This is a genomic window from Paenibacillus xylanexedens (assembly GCF_007676705.1).
Taxonomy (GTDB): domain Bacteria; phylum Bacillota; class Bacilli; order Paenibacillales; family Paenibacillaceae; genus Paenibacillus; species Paenibacillus xylanexedens_C.
In genome coordinates this window covers 1,152,109-1,171,226 of sequence record NZ_VEBF01000001.1, presented here as the reverse complement: position 1 = coordinate 1,171,226, position 19,118 = coordinate 1,152,109, and the positions used below count along the sequence as shown (strand labels likewise).

At 46.2% G+C, this 19,118-nt stretch carries 21 protein-coding genes; 15 read left to right on the top strand and 6 right to left on the bottom strand.

Features of this window, described 5'->3' with window-relative positions; all coding sequences use genetic code 11:
• The first annotated feature begins 24 nt into the window (after window positions 1-24).
• The 8 genes from FS628_RS05150 to FS628_RS05115 all read left to right on the top strand — a co-directional run bounded on the left by FS628_RS05150 (window position 25) and on the right by FS628_RS05115 (window position 8,257).
• A complete protein-coding gene (locus tag FS628_RS05150; protein WP_145319696.1) occupies window positions 25-1,293 on the top strand; it encodes a sulfotransferase family protein in 1,269 nt (422 codons plus the stop codon).
• Entirely contained in the window at window positions 1,290-3,221 is a 1,932-nt protein-coding gene (locus FS628_RS05145) for an asparagine synthase-related protein (protein ID WP_145319693.1), read from the top strand. Before FS628_RS05150 ends, FS628_RS05145 begins: the two co-directional genes overlap by 4 nt.
• A 29-nt stretch (window positions 3,222-3,250) precedes the next feature.
• Window positions 3,251-3,388, top strand: a complete 138-nt coding sequence (locus FS628_RS05140; protein WP_174806426.1) for a paeninodin family lasso peptide — start codon at window positions 3,251-3,253, stop codon at window positions 3,386-3,388.
• Between the two features lie 136 nt (window positions 3,389-3,524).
• Window positions 3,525-4,472 carry an aldolase gene (locus FS628_RS05135; RefSeq protein WP_145319690.1) on the top strand — a complete coding sequence of 316 codons (948 nt, stop codon included), beginning with the start codon at window positions 3,525-3,527 and terminating at the stop codon, window positions 4,470-4,472.
• Window positions 4,469-4,768, top strand: a complete 300-nt coding sequence (locus FS628_RS05130; RefSeq protein WP_145319686.1) for a lasso peptide biosynthesis PqqD family chaperone — start codon at window positions 4,469-4,471, stop codon at window positions 4,766-4,768. The genes FS628_RS05135 and FS628_RS05130 overlap by 4 nt, the downstream gene beginning before the upstream one ends.
• Window positions 4,769-4,771: 3 nt before the next feature.
• Window positions 4,772-5,254 (top strand): lasso peptide biosynthesis B2 protein, encoded by a 483-nt coding sequence (locus FS628_RS05125; RefSeq protein WP_145319683.1) that lies wholly within the window; start codon window positions 4,772-4,774, stop codon window positions 5,252-5,254.
• On the top strand, window positions 5,244-6,440 hold the full coding sequence (locus FS628_RS05120; protein ID WP_145319680.1) for a nucleotidyltransferase domain-containing protein: 1,197 nt from the start codon (window positions 5,244-5,246) through the stop codon (window positions 6,438-6,440). Before FS628_RS05125 ends, FS628_RS05120 begins: the two co-directional genes overlap by 11 nt.
• The gene (locus FS628_RS05115; protein ID WP_186327768.1) at window positions 6,440-8,257 is read left to right on the top strand and encodes an ABC transporter ATP-binding protein; all 1,818 of its coding nucleotides are present in this window, start codon (window positions 6,440-6,442) and stop codon (window positions 8,255-8,257) included. Before FS628_RS05120 ends, FS628_RS05115 begins: the two co-directional genes overlap by 1 nt.
• Before the next feature lie 167 nt (window positions 8,258-8,424).
• Here the strand turns inward: FS628_RS05115 and cysC are convergent, their stop codons facing one another.
• Entirely contained in the window at window positions 8,425-9,063 is a 639-nt protein-coding gene (gene cysC, locus FS628_RS05110) for an adenylyl-sulfate kinase (protein ID WP_145319674.1), read from the bottom strand.
• Window positions 9,064-9,214: 151 nt separating this feature from the next.
• On the opposite strand from cysC, the gene FS628_RS05105 reads away from it, so the two are divergent.
• Together FS628_RS05105 and pdaA are read left to right on the top strand one after the other, a co-directional pair.
• Entirely contained in the window at window positions 9,215-9,622 is a 408-nt protein-coding gene (locus FS628_RS05105) for a hypothetical protein (protein ID WP_145319671.1), read from the top strand.
• A 261-nt stretch (window positions 9,623-9,883) separates the two neighbouring features.
• Window positions 9,884-10,663 carry a delta-lactam-biosynthetic de-N-acetylase gene (gene pdaA, locus FS628_RS05100; protein WP_145319668.1) on the top strand — a complete coding sequence of 260 codons (780 nt, stop codon included), beginning with the start codon at window positions 9,884-9,886 and terminating at the stop codon, window positions 10,661-10,663.
• Window positions 10,664-10,869: 206 nt separating this feature from the next.
• Here pdaA and FS628_RS05095 read toward each other — a convergent pair whose 3' ends face one another.
• Both FS628_RS05095 and FS628_RS05090 read right to left on the bottom strand, forming a co-directional pair.
• Window positions 10,870-11,718 carry a DegV family protein gene (locus FS628_RS05095; RefSeq protein WP_145319666.1) on the bottom strand — a complete coding sequence of 283 codons (849 nt, stop codon included), beginning with the start codon at window positions 11,716-11,718 and terminating at the stop codon, window positions 10,870-10,872.
• A gap of 106 nt (window positions 11,719-11,824) precedes the next feature.
• Complete coding sequence (locus FS628_RS05090; protein ID WP_145319663.1) at window positions 11,825-12,295, bottom strand: hypothetical protein; 471 nt, start codon at window positions 12,293-12,295, stop codon at window positions 11,825-11,827.
• A gap of 280 nt (window positions 12,296-12,575) precedes the next feature.
• On the opposite strand from FS628_RS05090, the gene FS628_RS05085 reads away from it, so the two are divergent.
• Window positions 12,576-12,962: a DUF423 domain-containing protein gene (locus FS628_RS05085; RefSeq protein ID WP_145319660.1), complete on the top strand. Its 387-nt coding sequence runs from the start codon at window positions 12,576-12,578 to the stop codon at window positions 12,960-12,962.
• A 153-nt stretch (window positions 12,963-13,115) separates the two neighbouring features.
• On the opposite strand, the gene FS628_RS05080 is transcribed toward FS628_RS05085, so the two are convergent.
• Entirely contained in the window at window positions 13,116-13,694 is a 579-nt protein-coding gene (locus FS628_RS05080) for a hypothetical protein (protein ID WP_145319655.1), read from the bottom strand.
• Between the two features lie 299 nt (window positions 13,695-13,993).
• Here FS628_RS05080 and FS628_RS05075 point away from each other — a divergent pair, with 299 nt between their 5' ends.
• Together FS628_RS05075 and FS628_RS05070 are read left to right on the top strand one after the other, a co-directional pair.
• On the top strand, window positions 13,994-14,254 hold the full coding sequence (locus FS628_RS05075; protein WP_145319652.1) for a hypothetical protein: 261 nt from the start codon (window positions 13,994-13,996) through the stop codon (window positions 14,252-14,254).
• Window positions 14,255-14,649: 395 nt separating this feature from the next.
• Entirely contained in the window at window positions 14,650-14,952 is a 303-nt protein-coding gene (locus FS628_RS05070; protein WP_017689545.1) for a YunC family protein, read from the top strand.
• Window positions 14,953-15,066: 114 nt separating this feature from the next.
• On the opposite strand, the gene mtnA is transcribed toward FS628_RS05070, so the two are convergent.
• Both mtnA and mtnK read right to left on the bottom strand, forming a co-directional pair.
• Window positions 15,067-16,140, bottom strand: a complete 1,074-nt coding sequence (gene mtnA / locus FS628_RS05065; RefSeq protein ID WP_145319649.1) for an S-methyl-5-thioribose-1-phosphate isomerase — start codon at window positions 16,138-16,140, stop codon at window positions 15,067-15,069.
• 22 nt (window positions 16,141-16,162) lie between these two features.
• Window positions 16,163-17,380 carry an S-methyl-5-thioribose kinase gene (gene mtnK, locus FS628_RS05060; protein ID WP_186327715.1) on the bottom strand — a complete coding sequence of 406 codons (1,218 nt, stop codon included), beginning with the start codon at window positions 17,378-17,380 and terminating at the stop codon, window positions 16,163-16,165.
• A 296-nt stretch (window positions 17,381-17,676) separates the two neighbouring features.
• Here mtnK and FS628_RS05055 point away from each other — a divergent pair, with 296 nt between their 5' ends.
• Both FS628_RS05055 and FS628_RS05050 read left to right on the top strand, forming a co-directional pair.
• On the top strand, window positions 17,677-18,138 hold the full coding sequence (locus FS628_RS05055; protein WP_145319641.1) for a Dps family protein: 462 nt from the start codon (window positions 17,677-17,679) through the stop codon (window positions 18,136-18,138).
• A 123-nt stretch (window positions 18,139-18,261) separates the two neighbouring features.
• The gene (locus tag FS628_RS05050) at window positions 18,262-18,837 is read left to right on the top strand and encodes a DUF1802 family protein (RefSeq protein ID WP_145319637.1); all 576 of its coding nucleotides are present in this window, start codon (window positions 18,262-18,264) and stop codon (window positions 18,835-18,837) included.
• The last annotated feature ends 281 nt before the right edge of the window (window positions 18,838-19,118 follow it).

The following is a 19,118-nucleotide window of genomic DNA, read 5'->3' as shown; positions in this document are numbered from 1 at the left end:
TATTGAACAGAGGAGAGGCTGCCATTGATCGACGCTCAAGGTAACGGACTTGTTTTCTTACTATGTGTTCCCCGCAGTGGTAGTTCATTATCCACAGTCATGCTGCAAAATCACAGTCGTATATTCGCCACCCAGGAAATGTGGTTTCTGATGAGTCTTGTCGATCTGCCAAAAACCGATTCACGCGCTTATGGTGGCAGCTCCATCATGCGTCAGTTCTACAATGCCATGGTATCCGAGGATGTCTTCGAAAAGGCGTGTAGAAGTTTTGCTCTTGAGATCTACAATGGATTCCTGGAAGGGAGCGGAGCTGACTTCATCGTTGATAAATCTCCGCGTTATTATTACATGCTTGAGTGGCTGGATCGTCTGTTCCCACAGTCCAAGCGCATTCATCTGCAGCGTAATCCTCTAGCCATAGCAGCATCATTCAAAAAGGTAAACCGCCATACAGGTGAAGGATTCGACCTGACTCATAGTTTGCAGAGCTCCAAATTAAATATGAAATCTGTAGATCTCACACTGGGTATGCTCCGCTTGAATGATTATTTTGCCGAACCACATGTGAACGCATATGAACTGCAATATGAACAATTGGTCGCCAGACCTCAAGAAGAACTTGAGAAATTATGCTCATTCTTGGGAATTCGATATGAACAGGGTATGGAGCAGTATGGACAGTTTTTGGACAGTGCAAAGTCTGACATGTTCTACAGTATGGGCGTGGGTGATCCATTCCTCTCTTCACATCAAGAGGCTCATCAAGGTTCTGTTAACAACTGGAAAAACATATTGGAACCCCAAGAAGTTGAGCTGTATTGCCGTGTGATGGGAGCGGATCTGTTCCATCGGATGGGGTACAGCGACCAGTTGGCAGAAGCTGAACAATGGACGGGTGTTCGTTATGAAGCAAAACCGGATCAAGAGGTCATTGAGCGAATCACGCATCAGTTGACGACAGCGACCGGTTGCGACTGGCAGCAGCACTATCGGATGCAGCCAGCTGATTCTCTCGTCCATGATTCCCATGAAAATCGGAATGATTCAGTTCTCGAAGACCCGGAAAAGATAGATCCCACACTGGCTGCACTGGCAACGATCAGGCAGCTGCAGGCCGCACTACGGGCGGCAGATCATCGTCTGGAACGGGGATACAGTGAACGAGAACGCTTGAAAGTCCAGCTGGCTTCTGCTCAAGGTAAAATACAACGCATCAAATCATGGGTACCATTCGGTCATCAGATCAGCGCCTGGGCTTCACAGCGCAAGATACTTCGGGGAGGTAAGTCATGAGCGCCATAGCAGGAATTGTTCACAACGATGGTCAGCAGGCGCTATGGGAAGATAGCTGGCGCTTGTACGCAAGCCTGGGGCATGTCCCTGCAGATACGACAGGGGTATGGAAAGGCAATGAGGCGTTCCTTAGCTGTCATGCCCAATGGATTACACCGGAATCGGTTAGCGAGAAGTTGCCTTTATATGATGAAGAGAGTGGTCTGACCATCACGGCAGATGCCATTCTGGATAATCGGGAACAACTGGCGGATCAATTACAGATATCCAGGGCTGAACTGGCGATGTTGGCGGATAGTGAACTGATCCTGCGTGCCTATCAACGCTGGGGAGACGATGTGGCTGTCCGATTGCTAGGGGATTTTGTATTTGCCATCTGGGATGATCGTAATCGCAAATTGTATGCAGCGAGAGACATTACAGGCATGAGAGCTTTTTATTATCGACATGATGGTTCACGTTTTGCTTTCTGCACACTCATGAATCCGTTGCTTGGGCTTGAAGGGGTACATAAAGAACTTGATGAGACCTGGTTGTCTGAGTTCCTTGCCATTCCTGACATGCACGATTCAGCAGATATCAACTCGACCGTATATCAGGGAATAAGTCAGCTACCTTCTGCACATACACTTATCTTCCGGGACGGGAGGCTGGAACTGAAGCAGTATCATCGCTGGGATGAAGTGGAGCCTCTAAGGCTTAAATCCGATGGTGAGTATGTAGAAGCGTTTCGAGAGGTCTTTGGGCAGGCGGTCGGATCACGACTACGAACTCACAGGCAGGTGGCTGCTGCATTAAGTGGCGGGCTGGACTCGGGAGCCGTGGTTGGTTTTGCTTCCGGTACACTGAGAAGTCAGGGCAAACGGCTGCATGCTTATAGCTATGTTCCCGTGCCGGATTTTACGGATTACACGTCGAAAACGTTGCTTGCTGACGAGAGACCATTCATACGTTCGACCATTAACCACGTCGGGAATATCACAGAGAACTATCTGGATTTTGAAGGCAGAAGTCCTCTCAGTGAAGTAGACACCTGGCTCGACATTATGGAAATGCCCTATAAATACTTTGAAAATTCGTTCTGGATTCGCGGATTCTATGAAAAAGCGAGCCAGCAGGATGCAGGTATTCTGCTCACAGGAGCACGCGGTAACTTCACCATCTCCTGGGGGCCGGCTCTGGATTATTACGCCAGTTTACTGAAAGGTGGCCGTTGGTACCGCTGGTTCCGTGAGATGCAGCAGTATAGTGAGCGGACCGGGATGCCCTTCTCCCGTATTGCCAAGATCACAGGGCGAAAGGCATATCCCGAATTTTTCAAGGCTCAGTCCAAAGGAGCCAGCCAGGCTGCATCCGTGCAGTTGATCCATCCTGATTTTGCTCAAAGAACAGGTGTGCTGGAACGACTCAAATCCATTATTGTTCTGCAGGGCGGTGCCCAGGCTGATGCACTCAAAGTACGTGCCGAGAAATTCAATAACCTGGCCATCGCGAACAAAAACGGTGCTGTAGCTACGAAATGTTCTCTCCGTTATAGGGCTTGGGAACGTGATCCGACAAGTGATGCCAGAGTCATCCGGTTCTGTCTGTCCGTTCCGATTGAACAATATGTGAAACACGGGACGGATCGTTCATTGATTCGCCGGGCAACTTCACCGGAGTTGCCTGACAAGGTCAGACTGAATCAACGGGTACGGGGTGTACAACCGGCGGATTGGCTGCATCGCATCATTCCGAATTGGGATGCCTTTACGGCCGAGTTGCGTGCCTTGTGTTCTGATAGCAAGGTTGCTGGCATATTAAACACGGAGCGTATCAAGTCTGCCCTGGCCAATTTCCCCAGTCCAAGACCTGAACTTGCTTCGCATCCAGATCTGCGATTGATGATGCATAGTCTAATCGTCTATCGGTTCATTCGGAAATTCTGAATGAAGGCACATGAAAGGAGGTGAATACGATGCAAATGGAAAAAAAGGAATGGCAAGCACCAGCTCTTGAAGTGTTGGAAGTCAATCAAACAATGGCCGGTACTGGCTACAGACAAATTGACTGGATCACTGTTCACGATGCGGATCTGTACGATCCAACTTCCTAAGTTGTTTAGTTCTAAAACGTGTCATCATACTTAAAGGGCGGAAATGGAACCAATCCAGCTTCGCCTCCGCCCTTATATTGAGCAACATGAATATAAGGGCTTTTTTTTACATTTTATTACGAGGAGGCGTCGTTCATTGTTGCCTGTGCATTATGTAGCGTATGGCTTGCGCTGGTCGAGCCAAATTCCGATGCCTGAACTGCAGTGCGTACCCGAGGGTGCAGAGCACAATGCTGATGCCGTAGATGTACACATTGAGTCTTCAGATCTGAACCCATTGTGGGAGAGCTGGGATGTTGGCAATGACAACTTTGTGGCACGGGAAGGCAGCCTTTTTTTCAAAATCGAAGATGCAGGCCTGTTTCTAATGAAGAATGGAAAGCGTATCGTTGTATCCCCTCAGCCAGGAGCGGATGAGAAGAAGGTCAGATTATTCATTCTGGGCACCTGTATGGCGGTCATTATGATGCAGCGTGGCATCCTTCCATTGCATGGTAGTGCAGTTGTTATTGATGGCTGGGCTTACGCATTTGTCGGACATTCGGGGGCAGGTAAATCGACGTTGTCGGCTGCACTGGCATCACGCGGATATCCGCTTCTCACCGATGATGTTGTCGCACTGACCTGGGATGCCGGAGGAAGAGCTATCGTATCACCTGGTTACCCGCAACAGAAGTTATGGCAACCCAGCCTGGATGGTTTCGGCATGAAGGAGCAGGATTATGCAACGGTTCACGCGGAGATTACGAAGTATGCGATACCTGTTCAACACTATTTTCATGGAAAGGCCGTGCCACTAGCGGGGGTATTTGAACTTGCTCCACAACCGGAAGAAGCCCATACGTCCGTTCAACTGGTTGAAGTGGCGGGGCTGGAACGATTGCATCTATTGTGCTCTCATACGTTCCGCGGTGGACTGGTTGCAAGACAGGGGCTGGCACAGTGGCTGTTCGAGACCGCCTCCAGACTCTCGGCAAGTGTGGAAATTGGCAGATTGACCAGAACGGGTGCTGAATTTACAGCTTTTGAGATGGTGGATCGAATCACAGATCATATACGCAAAGGAGTGCATTCAGGACAATGACAGCGACTACGCCGATGAATGTGGAAGACAAGGTAACCCGGAAGGAAGGCAATCTGGTTAGTGATATGGGCGGTGAGAAAGTCATGATGAGCATTAACACTGGAAAATATTATAATCTCGGGAGTACCGGTGGGCGAATCTGGGATCTGATCGCAGAGGAGCGGACGCTGGGTGAACTGGTTGAGGTGCTGGCTGCGGAGTATGAGATTGAGCCAGATGTATGTCGTGAGCAGGTGGTGCAATTTCTTGAACACCTCTCCCGTGAAGGATTAATCGACGTTACTCGCGGAGTATAGAACATGCTGCGAAAAATAAAGGCTTATTTCTCGCTTCCGCGCGCGATACGTCGACTGGTATGGGAGGCCTATATCCTCCTTGGCTGGGCACGCATACAGAAGGCTATGCCTTTCGCCAAAATTGCACCAGGGCTGGGGACGCCTATGGTAGAAACACCGATGACCGGGCTGGATCGCAGCGAGGTGATCGCTATACGGAATATTTCCAAGGCGATTATGATCGCCAGCAAATATACGCTATGGGAGAGCCGCTGCCTTGTGATGGCGATCGCCGGGATGAAGATGCTTGAGCGCCGCAAGATAGGGAGCACGTTATATATGGGGACTGCACGGAATAAACAAGGACATATGATGGCTCATGCCTGGCTGCGAAGTGGGAAATTGATCGTGACCGGAGCGGATACTATGGACCAATATACGGTTGTCGGCGTGTTTGGCAAACGTTGTCCGGAGAAGGGATCTGGGGAGATTGTCTATGACACATGAAATTGAACTCTATTCATCAGGGTTTCCGAAGGAGCTTAAACTGATTTTAAGCATGATTAGAGGTGATCTGACGTCTCTACCCCCTGAAGAATTCCAGGCGCGTTTGCAGGGAACGGATTGGCAGCTTTTTCTGCGGCTTGTGTATCATCACCGCTTGTACTCTATTCTCTACTTGAAAATGAAAGAATGGAACTCGTCGATTGTTCCCGCAGATGTTCTGGAGAGTCTGAGACAACAATACACGGCGAATACATTTCGTATGTTACATCTGACAGCAGAAATGGAGCAGGTGTGCGGAGCATTCCGAGAATGTGGTATCCGCAATATTACCCTGAAGGGACCAGCGCTGGCTCATGATCTCTATGGGGATGTATCCATGCGTACCTCCAAAGATCTGGATATCCTGATTCCATTGGCTGATGTGGAAGCGGCCGAAGGGATTCTTTCAACTCTGGGTTACGTGTGCAAGGATGGAGATCGAACAGCTACGGTTGGCAGCTGGAAGTGGCGTGAACACCACATCTGTTACACCCATCCGGTCAAACGGACTCAAGTCGAGATTCATTGGCGGCTCAACCCGGATTCGGGGAAAGAAACCGATTTTGAATTGCTGTGGAAACGCAGCCGGTTCAGTTCATACACACAGACACCTGTCCGTATGCTCGAACAAGAAGACCTGTGGGCTTATCTCGTAACCCATGGCGCACGACACGGCTGGTTCAGACTGCGCTGGTTACTGGATATCGACCAGATGATCCGCAGCATGCCACTCGATGTGAAGAAAGTAGAAAGACGTCTAAAAGCGGAGGGACGTTTATCAATCGGTTCACAGGCTCTTTATCTGGCCTCGGAACTTCTGAACACGCCGCTGGATGCAGCGTACAGGTCTTTGATGTCCTTGAGTGACCGTACAGGCAAGCGATTAGCCAGCGAGGGCGCAAGGTTCATGAATGACATGCTCGAAAGTCCAGCTGACATGAAAAATTATCAATCGTATCTGTTTAAACTTCGAAGTACGAAACAGAAATGGTTCTTTTTTATTGAACGTTTGTATCCAAGTACATGGGATGTGGATCAATTGCCGCTTCCACGTTCATTGTTTTTTCTGTACTTTCCGTTACGTCCGTTTCTCTGGTTCTGGCGGCGCATTAAAAGGTATACGATGACGGAAAGGGGTAAAGTATGATCTCCGAATTAAAGTACTTCATGCGAAAGTTGCATCATGTCACGGGGCCCATTTTATATTGGAATCTGCTGGGGATGATCTGTATCAGTCTCATGGAAGGGATCGGCATCTACATGCTTGTTCCGATGCTGAGTCTGATCGGCATTTTTGAGATGGGCTCCACAGGCTTGAACATTCCCTGGATTGGAGAAGTGTTGAATCGTTTTTCTGAGAATAGCCAATTGTTACTCGTACTGTTCACCTTTGTGTTGATTGTCTCCGGACAGGCCTGGATGCAGCGTCTCCAGACGATCCGTAATACTCGAATCCAGCAGCAATTTGTGCGAACGCTGCGCATGGAAACCTATGGTGCCATTATTATGGCGCAATGGTCATTTTTTCTCCAAAAACGAAAATCCGATTTTAACCATATATTAACCACTGAACTTGCACGTGTGAGCCAGGGAACGAACATTATGCTGCAAATGGCAGCCTCCCTGATCTTTACGGGAATTCAGATCGGTCTAGCTTTCTGGTTATCCGCCAAGTTGACGGCACTTGTGCTGGTCTGTGGATTATTATTATTTTTTGTCTTGCGAAAATTCGTCAAGCGGGCCAAGCAGATCGGGGATCAGACTTCTGAATTTTCCCAAAGTTACTATAATGGCATTACGGAGCATTTCAACGGAATCAAGGATATTAAGAGCAATATGCTCGAACATTCACACATGAACTGGTTTGAGCGCATGTGCAGACAGATTGAACGCAACGTCATTCAATTTAGCCAATTGAACAGTGGAACACAGCTCATTCATCGGGTGTCCGCGGCTGTCATTATTGCGGCATTCATCTACCTGTCTCTCCGTGTAATGACGGTACCTCCCGCAAGTTTGCTGCTCATCATTCTTATCTTTTCCCGCTTATGGCCAAGGTTTACGGCAATTCAGTCCAATCTGGAGTACATCAGCTCGATGCTGCCTGCATTTCGGGTGGTAAGAGAACTGCAAGCGCAAACGGCGAAAAGTCGTGAGATCAGCGAAGAGATTGCCTCAGTAGGAGATGCTGGAATGGATGGGATTCAACCTATGGAACTGAAGGAATCCATCACGTGTCAGGATGTCTGTTATCGTTATGAGGGAAGTGATATGTACTCATTGATGAATGTGCAAGCTTCTATTCCGGCAAGGGGCATGACCGCAATTGTGGGCAAATCCGGAGCAGGCAAGAGCACGTTGATTGATCTGGTTATGGGACTTGTCAGACCTGAGAGTGGTCGCATTTTGATTGACGGTGTACCTCTGTCAGAGGAACGATTACTGAGCTGGCGAAGTTCCATCGGATATGTCTCCCAAGATCCATTCCTGTTTCATACGAGTATTCGTGAGAATCTGCGTCTGGTTGATCCGAATGCAAGTGAAGAACAGATGTGGCAGGCTTTGCAGTTTTCATCCTCTGCAACTTTTGTACGGAAGTTACCTCAGGGTCTGGATACGATCATAGGTGATCGGGGTATTCGGCTATCCGGCGGGGAACGTCAGCGATTGGTGCTTGCCCGGGCTATGCTGCGTAATCCTTCTGTATTGGTACTAGATGAAGCAACGAGTGCGCTGGACAGTGAGAATGAACAGTACATTCATGAGGCGCTGGAACGATTGAAAGGACATGTGACCATTATCGTGATTGCACACCGTTTGTCTACGATCCGAACGGCAGATCGTGTGATTGTGCTGGATGAAGGTCGCGTAATTCAAGAGGGCGGATATCAACAGCTATCTACTGATCCGGTAGGGACGTTCAGCAAGCTTTTGAACATGCAAGCGGGTGTTGTGGGACAGTAAGAGGGTGGATAGCAGAATCCATTCCAAAATTCAAACCCGAGTATGGGACATATGTATTTGCTTCTGTTCATTCGTTTATTTATTGAATAATCAGGCACGACACATGTAAAGAGGCGCGCCACGATGGGCGCGCCTTTCATGTAGGTGGTTCGTATATTGAGCAAGGATTAATGAACAACGGCTGTTTTCGTAGGAAGCGGCAGCTGAAGAGCACCGATCTGCTCCAAATGCTGTACGATCTCTTGCACAGCTCCCTCAATGGACCATTGCTCTGTATCGATGATGAATGAAGGAGATTTCGGTACATCATAGGGGGCGGAAATGCCTGTGAAATGCGGAATATCACCATTGCGGGCTTTTTTGTAAAGGCCTTTGGGATCACGTCGCTCACATTCTTCAATCGAACAGCGCACATAGATTTCAATGAAATCATCCGGTTCGAATAATTGTCTAACCATCTCCCGATCCTGTTCATGAGGAGAGATAAAGGCCGAAATTACAAACAACCCGGCATCCACCATTAACTTGGATACTTCCCCAATTCGGCGCAGATTTTCTTGACGATCCGCAGCTGTAAAACCAAGATCGCGGTTCAGCCCATGACGTACATTATCCCCGTCCAGAACATAACAGCGTACACCTTGGTCATAGAGATACTGCTCCAGAGCAAATGCAAGAGATGATTTGCCTGCACCGGATAAGCCGGTGAACCATATGGCTCGACTATGATGGCCGTTATGTTTCTCCCGGTCTTGTCTATCAATGCTGGATGATTGCCAGGTTATATTACGCTCTTCCTTCGACATGGTATCCCGCCTCTTCCTATAGGTATGATCTGTATTATATTTTAACATATTTTCAAGATTATAGCACCTTGTGGTTTTCTTCATACATAAGCGTGAATCGACAAAATATCGGGTATAGATGTAGTACATACATAGCAGGAGGAACAATGTCATGAGCGAAAACATTAAAAATATAGAGGTTGGGTTCAAATGCCCGGATTGCCAGCAGAATATAAGAGCAGAATTCATACACGAACAAGTAAGTACTGTTCGTTGTGGGGGTTGTGACAGAGCGTATACGCTTATGAAGCCAACCATCGGTGATGAGATTCTACTTGATTGGGAACAGGAGGCTTTGTATCATAAGCTGCGAGCGGAGCGGTCTGAACTGGATAACCATAATATGTCGGCCTTGATTATCAAAGTGATAGAGCTGCTGACATGGCGTGATCGGGGAGATGGCCAGACACGTGCCATACAGACTGTGAGAGAATGGCTCGCTTCCAGTGGAAAACCTCAGACCTTGCTGGAATTGTTCCATCAAACTCCGCCACAACATGAAAATAAACGTTTCGATTAGGGCGTGTCTGAAAACTCCGAAGGAAGCAGATTTTACTGAATTTTCGTTCCAAGCAAGGAAGTTTTCCGCAGGCGTGCCGGGGCACGTCAAGGGAAAGTGACGCAGCAAGGGGCGAAAAGGCAGTAAAAGATGCACTTCAGCGAGTTTCAAGATACGCCCTAATGAGCATTTACATACATTAGCCGTTCCTGTGGCATATTACCTGAAGGTGTTCGTGTGCAAACGACAAACCAAATCTTTTCAGGAACAGGAGCGGATAGAATGAAGCGAATGGTTCTATACATACTGTTGGGGCTATTATCCATCAGTGTGGTTCCGGCACAGGTCGAAGCATCGCCGGTTACCGGAGCTTATCACTTTGGCTTCAAGAAAAGCCAGAACGGTCAGCTGCCCTCGATTGATCAGGAAGGCTTTAAATCGATCTTACAACATAACGATGCCATTTTCCTGGGGGATACAAAACAGAAGGAATTGTATCTCACGTTTGATAACGGGTATGAGAATGGACTCACGCCTGCGATACTGGATGTTTTGCGTGCCAAGAAGGTACCTGCGGCTTTCTTTGTGACAGGTCACTACCTAAAGGATCAACCTGAGTTGGTTAAACGCATGGCGGCTGAAGGTCATATCGTGGGTAATCATTCATGGAGCCATCCGGATATGACCCGCATCTCCAATGAGAAGCTTAGAGAGGAACTGGAGAAGGTCAAGTCGGAGGTGAATCGGCTGACGGGTCAACAAGCGACCTTTTTGCGACCGCCGCGCGGAATTTTTAACAATCGTACGCTCGCAGAGAGTCATGCCCAAGGGTATGTGAACGTGTTCTGGTCTGTTGCCTACAAAGACTGGGATACCAATGTGCAGCGTGGTGCACAATATGCTCATCAACAGGTGCTTAAACAACTCCATCCGGGCGCTGTCATTTTGCTTCATTCGGTATCCAAAGACAACACTGAAGCCCTGGGTTCCATCATTGATGAGGCGCGTAAGCAAGGATACGCATTCAAAAGTTTGGATGATCTGAGGACCAAAAGTTATTGATCCATTATCATCATAATGACCAATGAGCCAGACTTAAGTCTTTCCGAAGTTTAGCTAATATAAAGGGCATCCTGAGCGACGAAGCTCGGAATGCCCTTTTTAGGTTGTATCGGTATATTGGTCGCAATCGTTAGATGTGACCAATATACCGATACAGAATCCAGACGAGAAGGATTCTGGGATATTATATAATGTTGTGTGTAATTCTATAAAACGGTGTTATAGATGATTCCGATGGTTTTGGGACCGCAATGACTGCATACAACACAACCAGCAGTGGTCAGTTCTACCCGGGCACCGGTTTGCTCCTGCAAAGATCTCTGCAAGTCGAGCGCATCCTCTTCAGCCATCGTATGCACAACGATCAGCAGGTCTGGATCAATCTGATCCTTTGCACTAAGCGTGTTTTGCAGCATTTGTTCAAGGGCTTTCTCCCTTTTACCGCGAACTTTATATGCAGGGGCCATCTTGCCATCCGTAACCCGGATGACAGGGCGGATTTTCAACAGACTTCCAATCAGGTTCTGCATACCTGAGCAGCGTCCCCCTTTGTGCAGATACTCCAGAGTATCGATGACAAACTCCGTGCGCACATTCGGTTTCATTGCCTCAATCAGGTGTGTAATCTGATTCAGGGTTTGTCCTTTCTCGGCCGCATGGACAGCCTTCATTACCATAAGAGCAATCCCTGATGACAGATTCTGTGAGTCGATGACAGAAATGCGACCTTCCGGGAACTCGGAACTCGCGAGTCGTGCATTTTGGTAAGTAGAAGAAAGTTCAGAGGATAAGCTGATATATAAAATTTCATCCCCTTGGTCTATGTAAGGTTGAAATGCCGTCATGAAATCAGCGGGTGAAGGTGCAGCCGTTTTGGGAAGACGCCCATCTTGACTGACACGCTCATATAGCTGCTCTGGCTTAATCTCAGCCCCGTCTTTCAGTGATTCTTCACCGAACACCACATACAAGGGGATGATGCCGATATCGTGCTGCTGGACCCATTCTGGAGCCAGATCACTTGTGCTGTCCGCAAAAATTTTGATTCGTGACATGTCAATCTCCTTTGAAATACAATAATTTTGGCGAAAAATATAGATTATACTTATGTGTAAACCCATTCATTTTAATTATAAGGAAACATGACGCTGATGCAAACCGTTACATCAGCGTCATGCCTACCAAGATAAGTCCAACGAATAACAGAATCATGATTCCATTTAATATGGTCCCGATAATGGCAAAGACTTTCTTTCGATTCTTAAGGACAAGACCAATGATTCCGAGGATGCTTCCGACCAGATTGAGAATCAGGCAGACCAGAATGGATAATGAAGCCAGAATGACCGCTGGATGCAAGGCCAGTTCTTCGGCCTGCAACGGGGTGAGAACGCCGATCGACTCGTTTACAGCCATGGTGGCAATAAAGAATATCAGAAGATAACCTAAGATCGCAAGTAATCCAATGACAAAGCTGGCGATTCCAGGTCCAGAATGTTTTAGTGGAGCCAATGGTTGCCTCTCATAATCCGGCGGGTATGGTTCATAGATATTGTTATTGTATTGATCTGCATGGTTAGCATTCTGATCCGTGTTGTTGGAGCCTGAATTGTAGGAATTGTGATTATCCATAATTGTAATATCCCTCCCTTACTCATTGTACTGATTGATTAACCTAATCGGTGTGAATTGATTCTCCTTAAAATAGAACGATCGCATACCTGTTTACTTTTCCATAATTATCGATAAAAATCAAGGATTTACGCCAGTTTTCAATGATATATAGGGCAGGGATAGGACTAGTAAGTATAAACAGACATATAACTCTTCGTAACTCCGAGCCGACTGGTAAAGGTGGAGTGGATTCGCTACAATAAAGGGAGTGAAAGTTGAATTAAGGGAGAGAACTTACATGCAACGAAGATGGATGATGCTTGGAGCTATATTAACCATGTTATCTGTGGCAATTGGTGCGTTTGGTGCACACATGCTCAAGGATGCGATTGGACCGGCTGCCATAGCTACGTATGAGACTGGTGTGCAGTATCACATGATTCATGCACTTGCTTTGCTCATTATCGGCTTGACGGCTGGTCAGCTTGGGGCATCTACGAAACTGAAGTGGGCAGCTCGCCTTTTATTTATTGGAATTATCGTGTTCTCGGGTAGCTTATATGTGCTTAGTATTTCAGGTATCAAGATTTTGGGAGCCATCACCCCAATTGGTGGGGTAGCCTTTATTGCTGGTTGGCTGTTACTCGCAGTGGACGTATGGCAGCGAGGTAAGGATCGCACCTAATTCAGGAAGAGAATAGTCCCCAATTCGAAGTCCGTTTATATGAAAAATAAGTTGTTTCTTGATTCGTAATCGTCAATTAAAAAAGCAACTTGCGTGAGAATTGTATGTGAAATTCCCACGTAAGTTGCTTTTTTAATGTTTTGGATCTCATAGTTACAGAAATTCATCGATTTCATTGGTCCGGAACGTGTACACTTGTTTTTCATCTACATGGTAGATACTCACAATACTTGTATCCCGATCAAAATTCAAAATGCGGCATGGAATACTCTGATGTTTACCGTTCTTGTTATTGACAACAATACGGGTGAGTTTATTCTCTTTAATGAGCGTGTCAATCCACGCATCAAATGAATTTCCATCGGTAACATTGGATGTTGGGGGGGCAGTTTTTTTCTCACTAACTGGTTTTTCTTGCTGATTCTGTGTTTTGGCTGGAGCAGGTGAGGCAGGTGTCTGAGTTGCAGTTGACGCCTTCTGTGCAGCGATGGCTTGTGATTTTTTACGTTCGTTGTGAAGTGTGACGAAGGAGTCCTTCTTGGACTGGAGTGTCGCTTCAATAATTTTGCCAAGCTCTATGCCGGATTGAATCCGAAAGTCCGCAATTTGTTCCTCTTTGTTTATGAACTCCAACAGGGACTGCAGTGCCAATGCATTTGAGCGGCTCTTAATAAGTATATCGACATTAAATAAAAAGCCGATTTCCTCTTGATTGGATAAGGTTTCTTTCATTCATCCCAGCCCCGTTAAAAGATATGTCAGCTCAAAAAAACGCTTCAATACACTATATCATTAAAAAGGTGATAATCATAGTGCTAGAGACGCAGAAAATGAGTTGATAAACTGGGAAAATGTTACAATAACAACCCAATATTCACGTCTTTCTGCAGGTGTCCATACGACAATTGAAAATGAGGCATACAATTATGGTGACGATGGACCTTCAAAGGAAATATCATGTGCGGAGTAACTATCGTATCTCATTTTCGTTATGATACAATATGTTCATCACATATTAAGGAATGAAGACCATGCGTCAAGAGGACAGTGTATTTGAACAGATTATGAAGCAGAAAAGATTGAAACCTGTCAAGCCTGAAACTACAAAAGTTCAAGTTAAACCAATACATAAAAAGAAACTAGCTCAGGAGCAATTAAGTGATTTGGATGTCCCGTTCAAAAAATTGGTAGCTGAATCAATAGACCGTAGTGTACTTCATAGACGTGTACTGGAAATTAGAAAAGAGTTAACGGAGATAAGGCGATTAAAGGATGATGATCATAAGTTTTAAGGTAGGCCCAATTTGACTCACCTTGGACGATACTTTATTTCATTCCACTTTGGTATAAACCGCATAGATAGGCTATTTGGCCACTTAAATTAAATCCTATCTTCTAAACTTGAGAAGCTGATGGAATGTTATCAAAGATGGTTAACTCCGAGATGAACTTATAGACGCCCAAAAATATTGATGACTATTATGAGAGCTGCCTCATTTCTGAGGTGGCTTTTTATATTCCGATGAAAGCATATTACTACGATTTAAGTCTGCGAGGAGAATAACCAATAATGTATTTGAACTATAAGTACCTACATTTTCTCAAACACGGCAGGTGTCCACACGACAATTCAGAATGAGGCATACAAATATCGTGACCTGTGGAAGAGGAGGTGGATCGGGAAATTATGGTGACGATGGAGCCCATTGTAGTTGGAGAGCATGTATTGGTAGGGGTAGAAGTTAAGCTACCCAAAACAACGTTGCTGACCATTAACACATCCAAAGGATATATCATGTGCGGAGCACTCGACGTAGGATTACTTAATGAGAAGCTCGGGGATCGCAAAATTATTGCAGCTCGGGCGGTTGGTGTGCGTACACTGGAGCAATTGTTGCATGCACCTATGGAGTCGGTGACAACAGAAGCCGAGGCCATGGGCATTACGGTTGGTATGACAGGTGTAGAGGCATTATTGAAAATGATCTAATGACTAACAAAAGGGCTCCCCTTATGGGAAGCCCTTCTTTAGCAACTTAATATAGAGTCTGGCACGTCGTAGCCACTAACTCTATAATGAACTCTTCTTAAATACTTTATTAAGTTAAGCTTCTTCCTTCGCGAACAAGGCAGCCAGGTTTTCCTTGAAAGGTGCTCGAACAACGCCTTTCTCCGTAATGATAGCTGTTACATATTCGTTAGGCGTTACGTCAAATGCTGGATTGAATACTTTAATACCTTGTGGTGCTGTACGCTTACCAAATCCTTCGGTCACTTCCTCGGCAGCGCGTTCCTCAATTGGAATCAGGTCTCCGGATGGAGTGGACAAGTCGATGGTTGACAATGGGCTCGCTACATAGAACGGAATGTTGTGAGCTTTGGCAAGCACCGCCACACTGTAGGTTCCGATTTTGTTGGCTACATCACCATTTGCAGCAACACGGTCTGTTCCGACAATAACGGCTTGAATCCAACCTTTGGACATCACCATGCCTGCCATGTTATCACAGAGCAGCGTAACGTCGATGCCGGCCTGCTGTAACTCAAACGCGGTCAGGCGTGCACCCTGAAGTACGGGACGAGTCTCGTCTGCAAATACTTTCAGGTGAATACCGCGTTCCTGTGCGAGATACATTGGAGCGGTTGCCGTACCGTATTTCGCTGTTGCCAGTCCGCCTGCATTACAGTGGGTGAGTACACCCATACCATCTTCGAACAAAGGCAGTGCATTCTCACCGATCATGCGGCATACTTCTTCGTCTTCCTTCTGAATCAACAGAGCTTCTACTTCAAGAGCATCAATGCCCTCTTCCAAGCTCATACCAGATTCAACGACCTCATTTGCTTTTTGCATCATGCGATCCAATGCCCAGAACAGGTTCACCGCTGTTGGACGGGAAGTAGCCAGATGAGCACATATGGATTTTACGTGATCCAACCAGCCTTGAATGGTCATTCCATCGTATGATTTGGCACCCAATACGACACCAAATGCAGCAGCGATACCAATCGCCGGAGCACCGCGTACTTTCATGGAGTGAATAGATTCCCATACTTCCTCAGGTGTGTACAATTTCAACATGAGGATCGTTTCGGGCAGCAGACGCTGGTCAAGCATTTCAAGCTTGTCCTTTTTCCAGATCAGGGAGGACAGAGGCTGATATTCAGGGGTTGTCATGGATGTACCTCCGTTCCTTATATTAAACCTTAGTAGTAGAGACAGCTGTAGATACAATATCGAGTACTTCACCGATGGTATTCAAGCGACGATTGTTCTTGATCAATGCTTTACCAATGGACAATGCTTTACGCTGAGCATGCTCACGTTCAGTCGCATCCGAAATGGTATCTATATCGGCCACGTGAGCGAGGCCCACGATACGGCGAACCATTTTGGCACCTGCGAAGCCGATTGAATCTCTGAACAATTGCTGTACATACAGATCCTGGTACCCTGGCGTTTTTGCCATCGGATCTACCAGGTCGTTAGCCCAGAGGCCACGGAAACGGGATTCGAACTCAGTCCATACATCACGAACCATATTCAGCAAAAGCGTTTCACGCTTACGCAGAGCCGTCTCCTCTTGAATCCATCCTGGCAGGGAGGCGTAGTTTAATAGCAGGTTGGCAAGTACTGCACCGACATCGAATCCCATGGGGCCATAATACGCAAATTCGGGATCAATAACCTTGGTTGATTCCGGTGTGACAAAAATACTGCCTGTATGCAGATCTCCATGAAGCAGTGCCTGCCCATGTGTCAGGAATTTTTCCCGCAGCAAAGCCACTTCAAGGTGAAGCTCTCCATCGGAACGAAGCGCTTCAGCTTCATCTTCAATGGAAACATCATAATTATTTTTCTCGGCGATCCGATAGGGTTCATCAAAGATCAGATCTTCCGTTATTTTGCATTGGTCCGGATTAATGAATCTACCCTGTTGTTCCTTCTTCAATTGCTGATCCATGCCCAAGTCGGATGTGAAGAACAACGTTCTTGCCATGAATTCCCCAATATGCTGTGCAAAAAGAGGATAGGTAACACCTTCAATCAAGCCTTTGCGCATGATCACATGATCACTTAGATCTTCCATAACCGTTAACGCGAGATCATCATCGTAATGATACACTTCGGGTACCATACCTGGACACAGACGATACTCTTCCTGCAGAATTTCACGTTCAATGCGGGCACGTACCAGAGAGAGTGGCCATGATTCTCCAACCACTTTCGCATAAGGAAGCGCCTGTTTGATAATGATACTTTTATCGGAGTTCTGATCCGTGATGTGGAATACCAAATTCAGATTGCCGTCGCCGATCTCGTGACAATCCAGATTCGCATCTGCCGCAAACGGACCCGGTAATGTTTTGGCCAGTTCAATTGCATCCTGGGGGGTAAAAGGGCGATATTGGGACAAAGGTGCCACCTCCATATATATGAAGAAACAGGAAAACCCACTTCTTTGCTTGGTATATGTCAGTATATCGGAAATAGCGCGCTTTTTGAACTTTTTTTTGAGACAAGCTAAGTCGATCCTGATTCGAACTTCATGTGCAAGGGTAAAAACAAATAGGCTGGACGTTTGAGAGAAACGCCGTTAACAAGCCTCTCCGCTACCATGCGGTGACGTATTATTAACTCTCTGTTATGCATTGCAGGCCAAACTGCTTACCAAGCATGACAGACTAATTTTAAATAAAGGATGGGATTAATATGGCTACAAAAAACAAAACAGATCAAGCGAAATCGGTGGAACAAGTACTTAATCGTCAGGTAGCTAACCTGAACGTATTGTATGTCAAAATCCATAACTATCACTGGTACGTTAAAGGACCTAACTTCTTCACGTTGCATGTGAAATTCGAAGAATTCTACAATGAAGTTACAGTGCAAATGGATGAAATCGCTGAGCGTATTCTTACGCTGAAAGGTAGCCCTACAGCTACAATGAAAGAGTACCTGGAGCTTTCCTCTATTCAGGAAGCAGCAGGCGGTGAAGACGCGAAGACAATGGTGCAAAACCTGATTGAGGACTTCGCTACACTTTCGAACGAATATCAGGAAGGTATCGAAGTTGCAGATGCAGCTGAAGATCAACCAACATCCGATATGCTGACTGGCTTCAAGGCGGATCTGGAGAAACATATGTGGATGCTTCGCTCTTTCCTTGGTTAATACATCCACGATATAAGTCTAATGCAAGTAGGTTTCTAATGTAAGCTTTCTGATCCGGATCATGTTGTCAGAAATGCCTTGAGCGTCTATACTGCTGACAAGAACGATAGGAGGGGACCGCTTATGTTAGAACCAACGATTCCGGCTTTAAAAGAATGGGCATCTGCAATTAAAGCACTGGAAACGGGTCGCCAGATTATGGTGATGCGCAAAGGTGGTATTGTGGAGGAAACCCGACATTTTGAGTTGAAAAGTCCGGCATTTTACCTGTATCCGACTTATGAACATCAGCGTAAAGAACTGATTAAGTCCTCGGATCAATCCTATGTTGAAGAATCATTGGCCGAATGGGTGCCCGAAGCTTCGACAATCCGCATTACGGCATATGCCGAAGTAACGCAGGACCTGGAGATACGAGATCAGGAGATGCTGGATCGACTTCTTGACTTTCATATGTGGACAGCGGATTTTGCCGAAGACCGTTTGAAATGGAAACGGAAGGATCCGCTCCATGTATTGATTCTACGTGTGTACCTTTTGAAGGAACCGATGGAGATCCCAGTACTACCTGAATATAATGGTTGCCGTTCCTGGATTTCCATTCCGAATGGTCCGGTGCCGCGCGAAATGACGCCGGTGGTGGACGTTGCGGATTTTGACGAACAGGTACAGAAGATTAACGAAATGCTCAAAATGTAATGTTATTAACGGAAGGACTTGTCCATGATATGGATAAGTCCTTTTTAATTAGCATAGAAGAATCAGATAAAAGGTTTGTTTACCGTGATTTTTCTCACTGTCTATCTGTGCCGAAGATGTTTTCTCATTTGATTCAATTAGGCATTTATTATAGAATCAGATAGAATAATGTTTCCTGCAAGGAACAGGGACTCTTAGGAAATGACTTGATTATCATTGAGAATCAGTTTAGAATTATTCTAAAGTGTTCTTCCTTTACAGAATCAAGTACAGGAGAAATT

Excerpts from the sequence above, each read along its gene's own strand:
- FS628_RS05145 (WP_145319693.1), top strand. The coding sequence starts at position 1,290 with ATGAGCGCCATAGCAGGAATTGTTCACAACGATGGTCAGCAGGCGCTA.
- FS628_RS05140 (WP_174806426.1), top strand. The coding sequence starts at position 3,251 with ATGCAAATGGAAAAAAAGGAATGGCAAGCACCAGCTCTTGAAGTGTTG.
- FS628_RS05130 (WP_145319686.1), top strand. The coding sequence starts at position 4,469 with ATGACAGCGACTACGCCGATGAATGTGGAAGACAAGGTAACCCGGAAG.
- FS628_RS05125 (WP_145319683.1), top strand. The coding sequence starts at position 4,772 with ATGCTGCGAAAAATAAAGGCTTATTTCTCGCTTCCGCGCGCGATACGT.
- FS628_RS05120 (WP_145319680.1), top strand. The coding sequence starts at position 5,244 with ATGACACATGAAATTGAACTCTATTCATCAGGGTTTCCGAAGGAGCTT.
- cysC (WP_145319674.1), bottom strand. The coding sequence starts at position 9,063 with ATGTCGAAGGAAGAGCGTAATATAACCTGGCAATCATCCAGCATTGAT.
- FS628_RS05105 (WP_145319671.1), top strand. The coding sequence starts at position 9,215 with ATGAGCGAAAACATTAAAAATATAGAGGTTGGGTTCAAATGCCCGGAT.
- pdaA (WP_145319668.1), top strand. The coding sequence starts at position 9,884 with ATGAAGCGAATGGTTCTATACATACTGTTGGGGCTATTATCCATCAGT.
- FS628_RS05095 (WP_145319666.1), bottom strand. The coding sequence starts at position 11,718 with ATGTCACGAATCAAAATTTTTGCGGACAGCACAAGTGATCTGGCTCCA.
- FS628_RS05090 (WP_145319663.1), bottom strand. The coding sequence starts at position 12,295 with ATGGATAATCACAATTCCTACAATTCAGGCTCCAACAACACGGATCAG.
- FS628_RS05085 (WP_145319660.1), top strand. The coding sequence starts at position 12,576 with ATGCAACGAAGATGGATGATGCTTGGAGCTATATTAACCATGTTATCT.
- FS628_RS05080 (WP_145319655.1), bottom strand. The coding sequence starts at position 13,694 with ATGAAAGAAACCTTATCCAATCAAGAGGAAATCGGCTTTTTATTTAAT.
- FS628_RS05075 (WP_145319652.1), top strand. The coding sequence starts at position 13,994 with ATGCGTCAAGAGGACAGTGTATTTGAACAGATTATGAAGCAGAAAAGA.
- FS628_RS05070 (WP_017689545.1), top strand. The coding sequence starts at position 14,650 with ATGGTGACGATGGAGCCCATTGTAGTTGGAGAGCATGTATTGGTAGGG.
- mtnA (WP_145319649.1), bottom strand. The coding sequence starts at position 16,140 with ATGACAACCCCTGAATATCAGCCTCTGTCCTCCCTGATCTGGAAAAAG.
- FS628_RS05055 (WP_145319641.1), top strand. The coding sequence starts at position 17,677 with ATGGCTACAAAAAACAAAACAGATCAAGCGAAATCGGTGGAACAAGTA.
- FS628_RS05050 (WP_145319637.1), top strand. The coding sequence starts at position 18,262 with ATGTTAGAACCAACGATTCCGGCTTTAAAAGAATGGGCATCTGCAATT.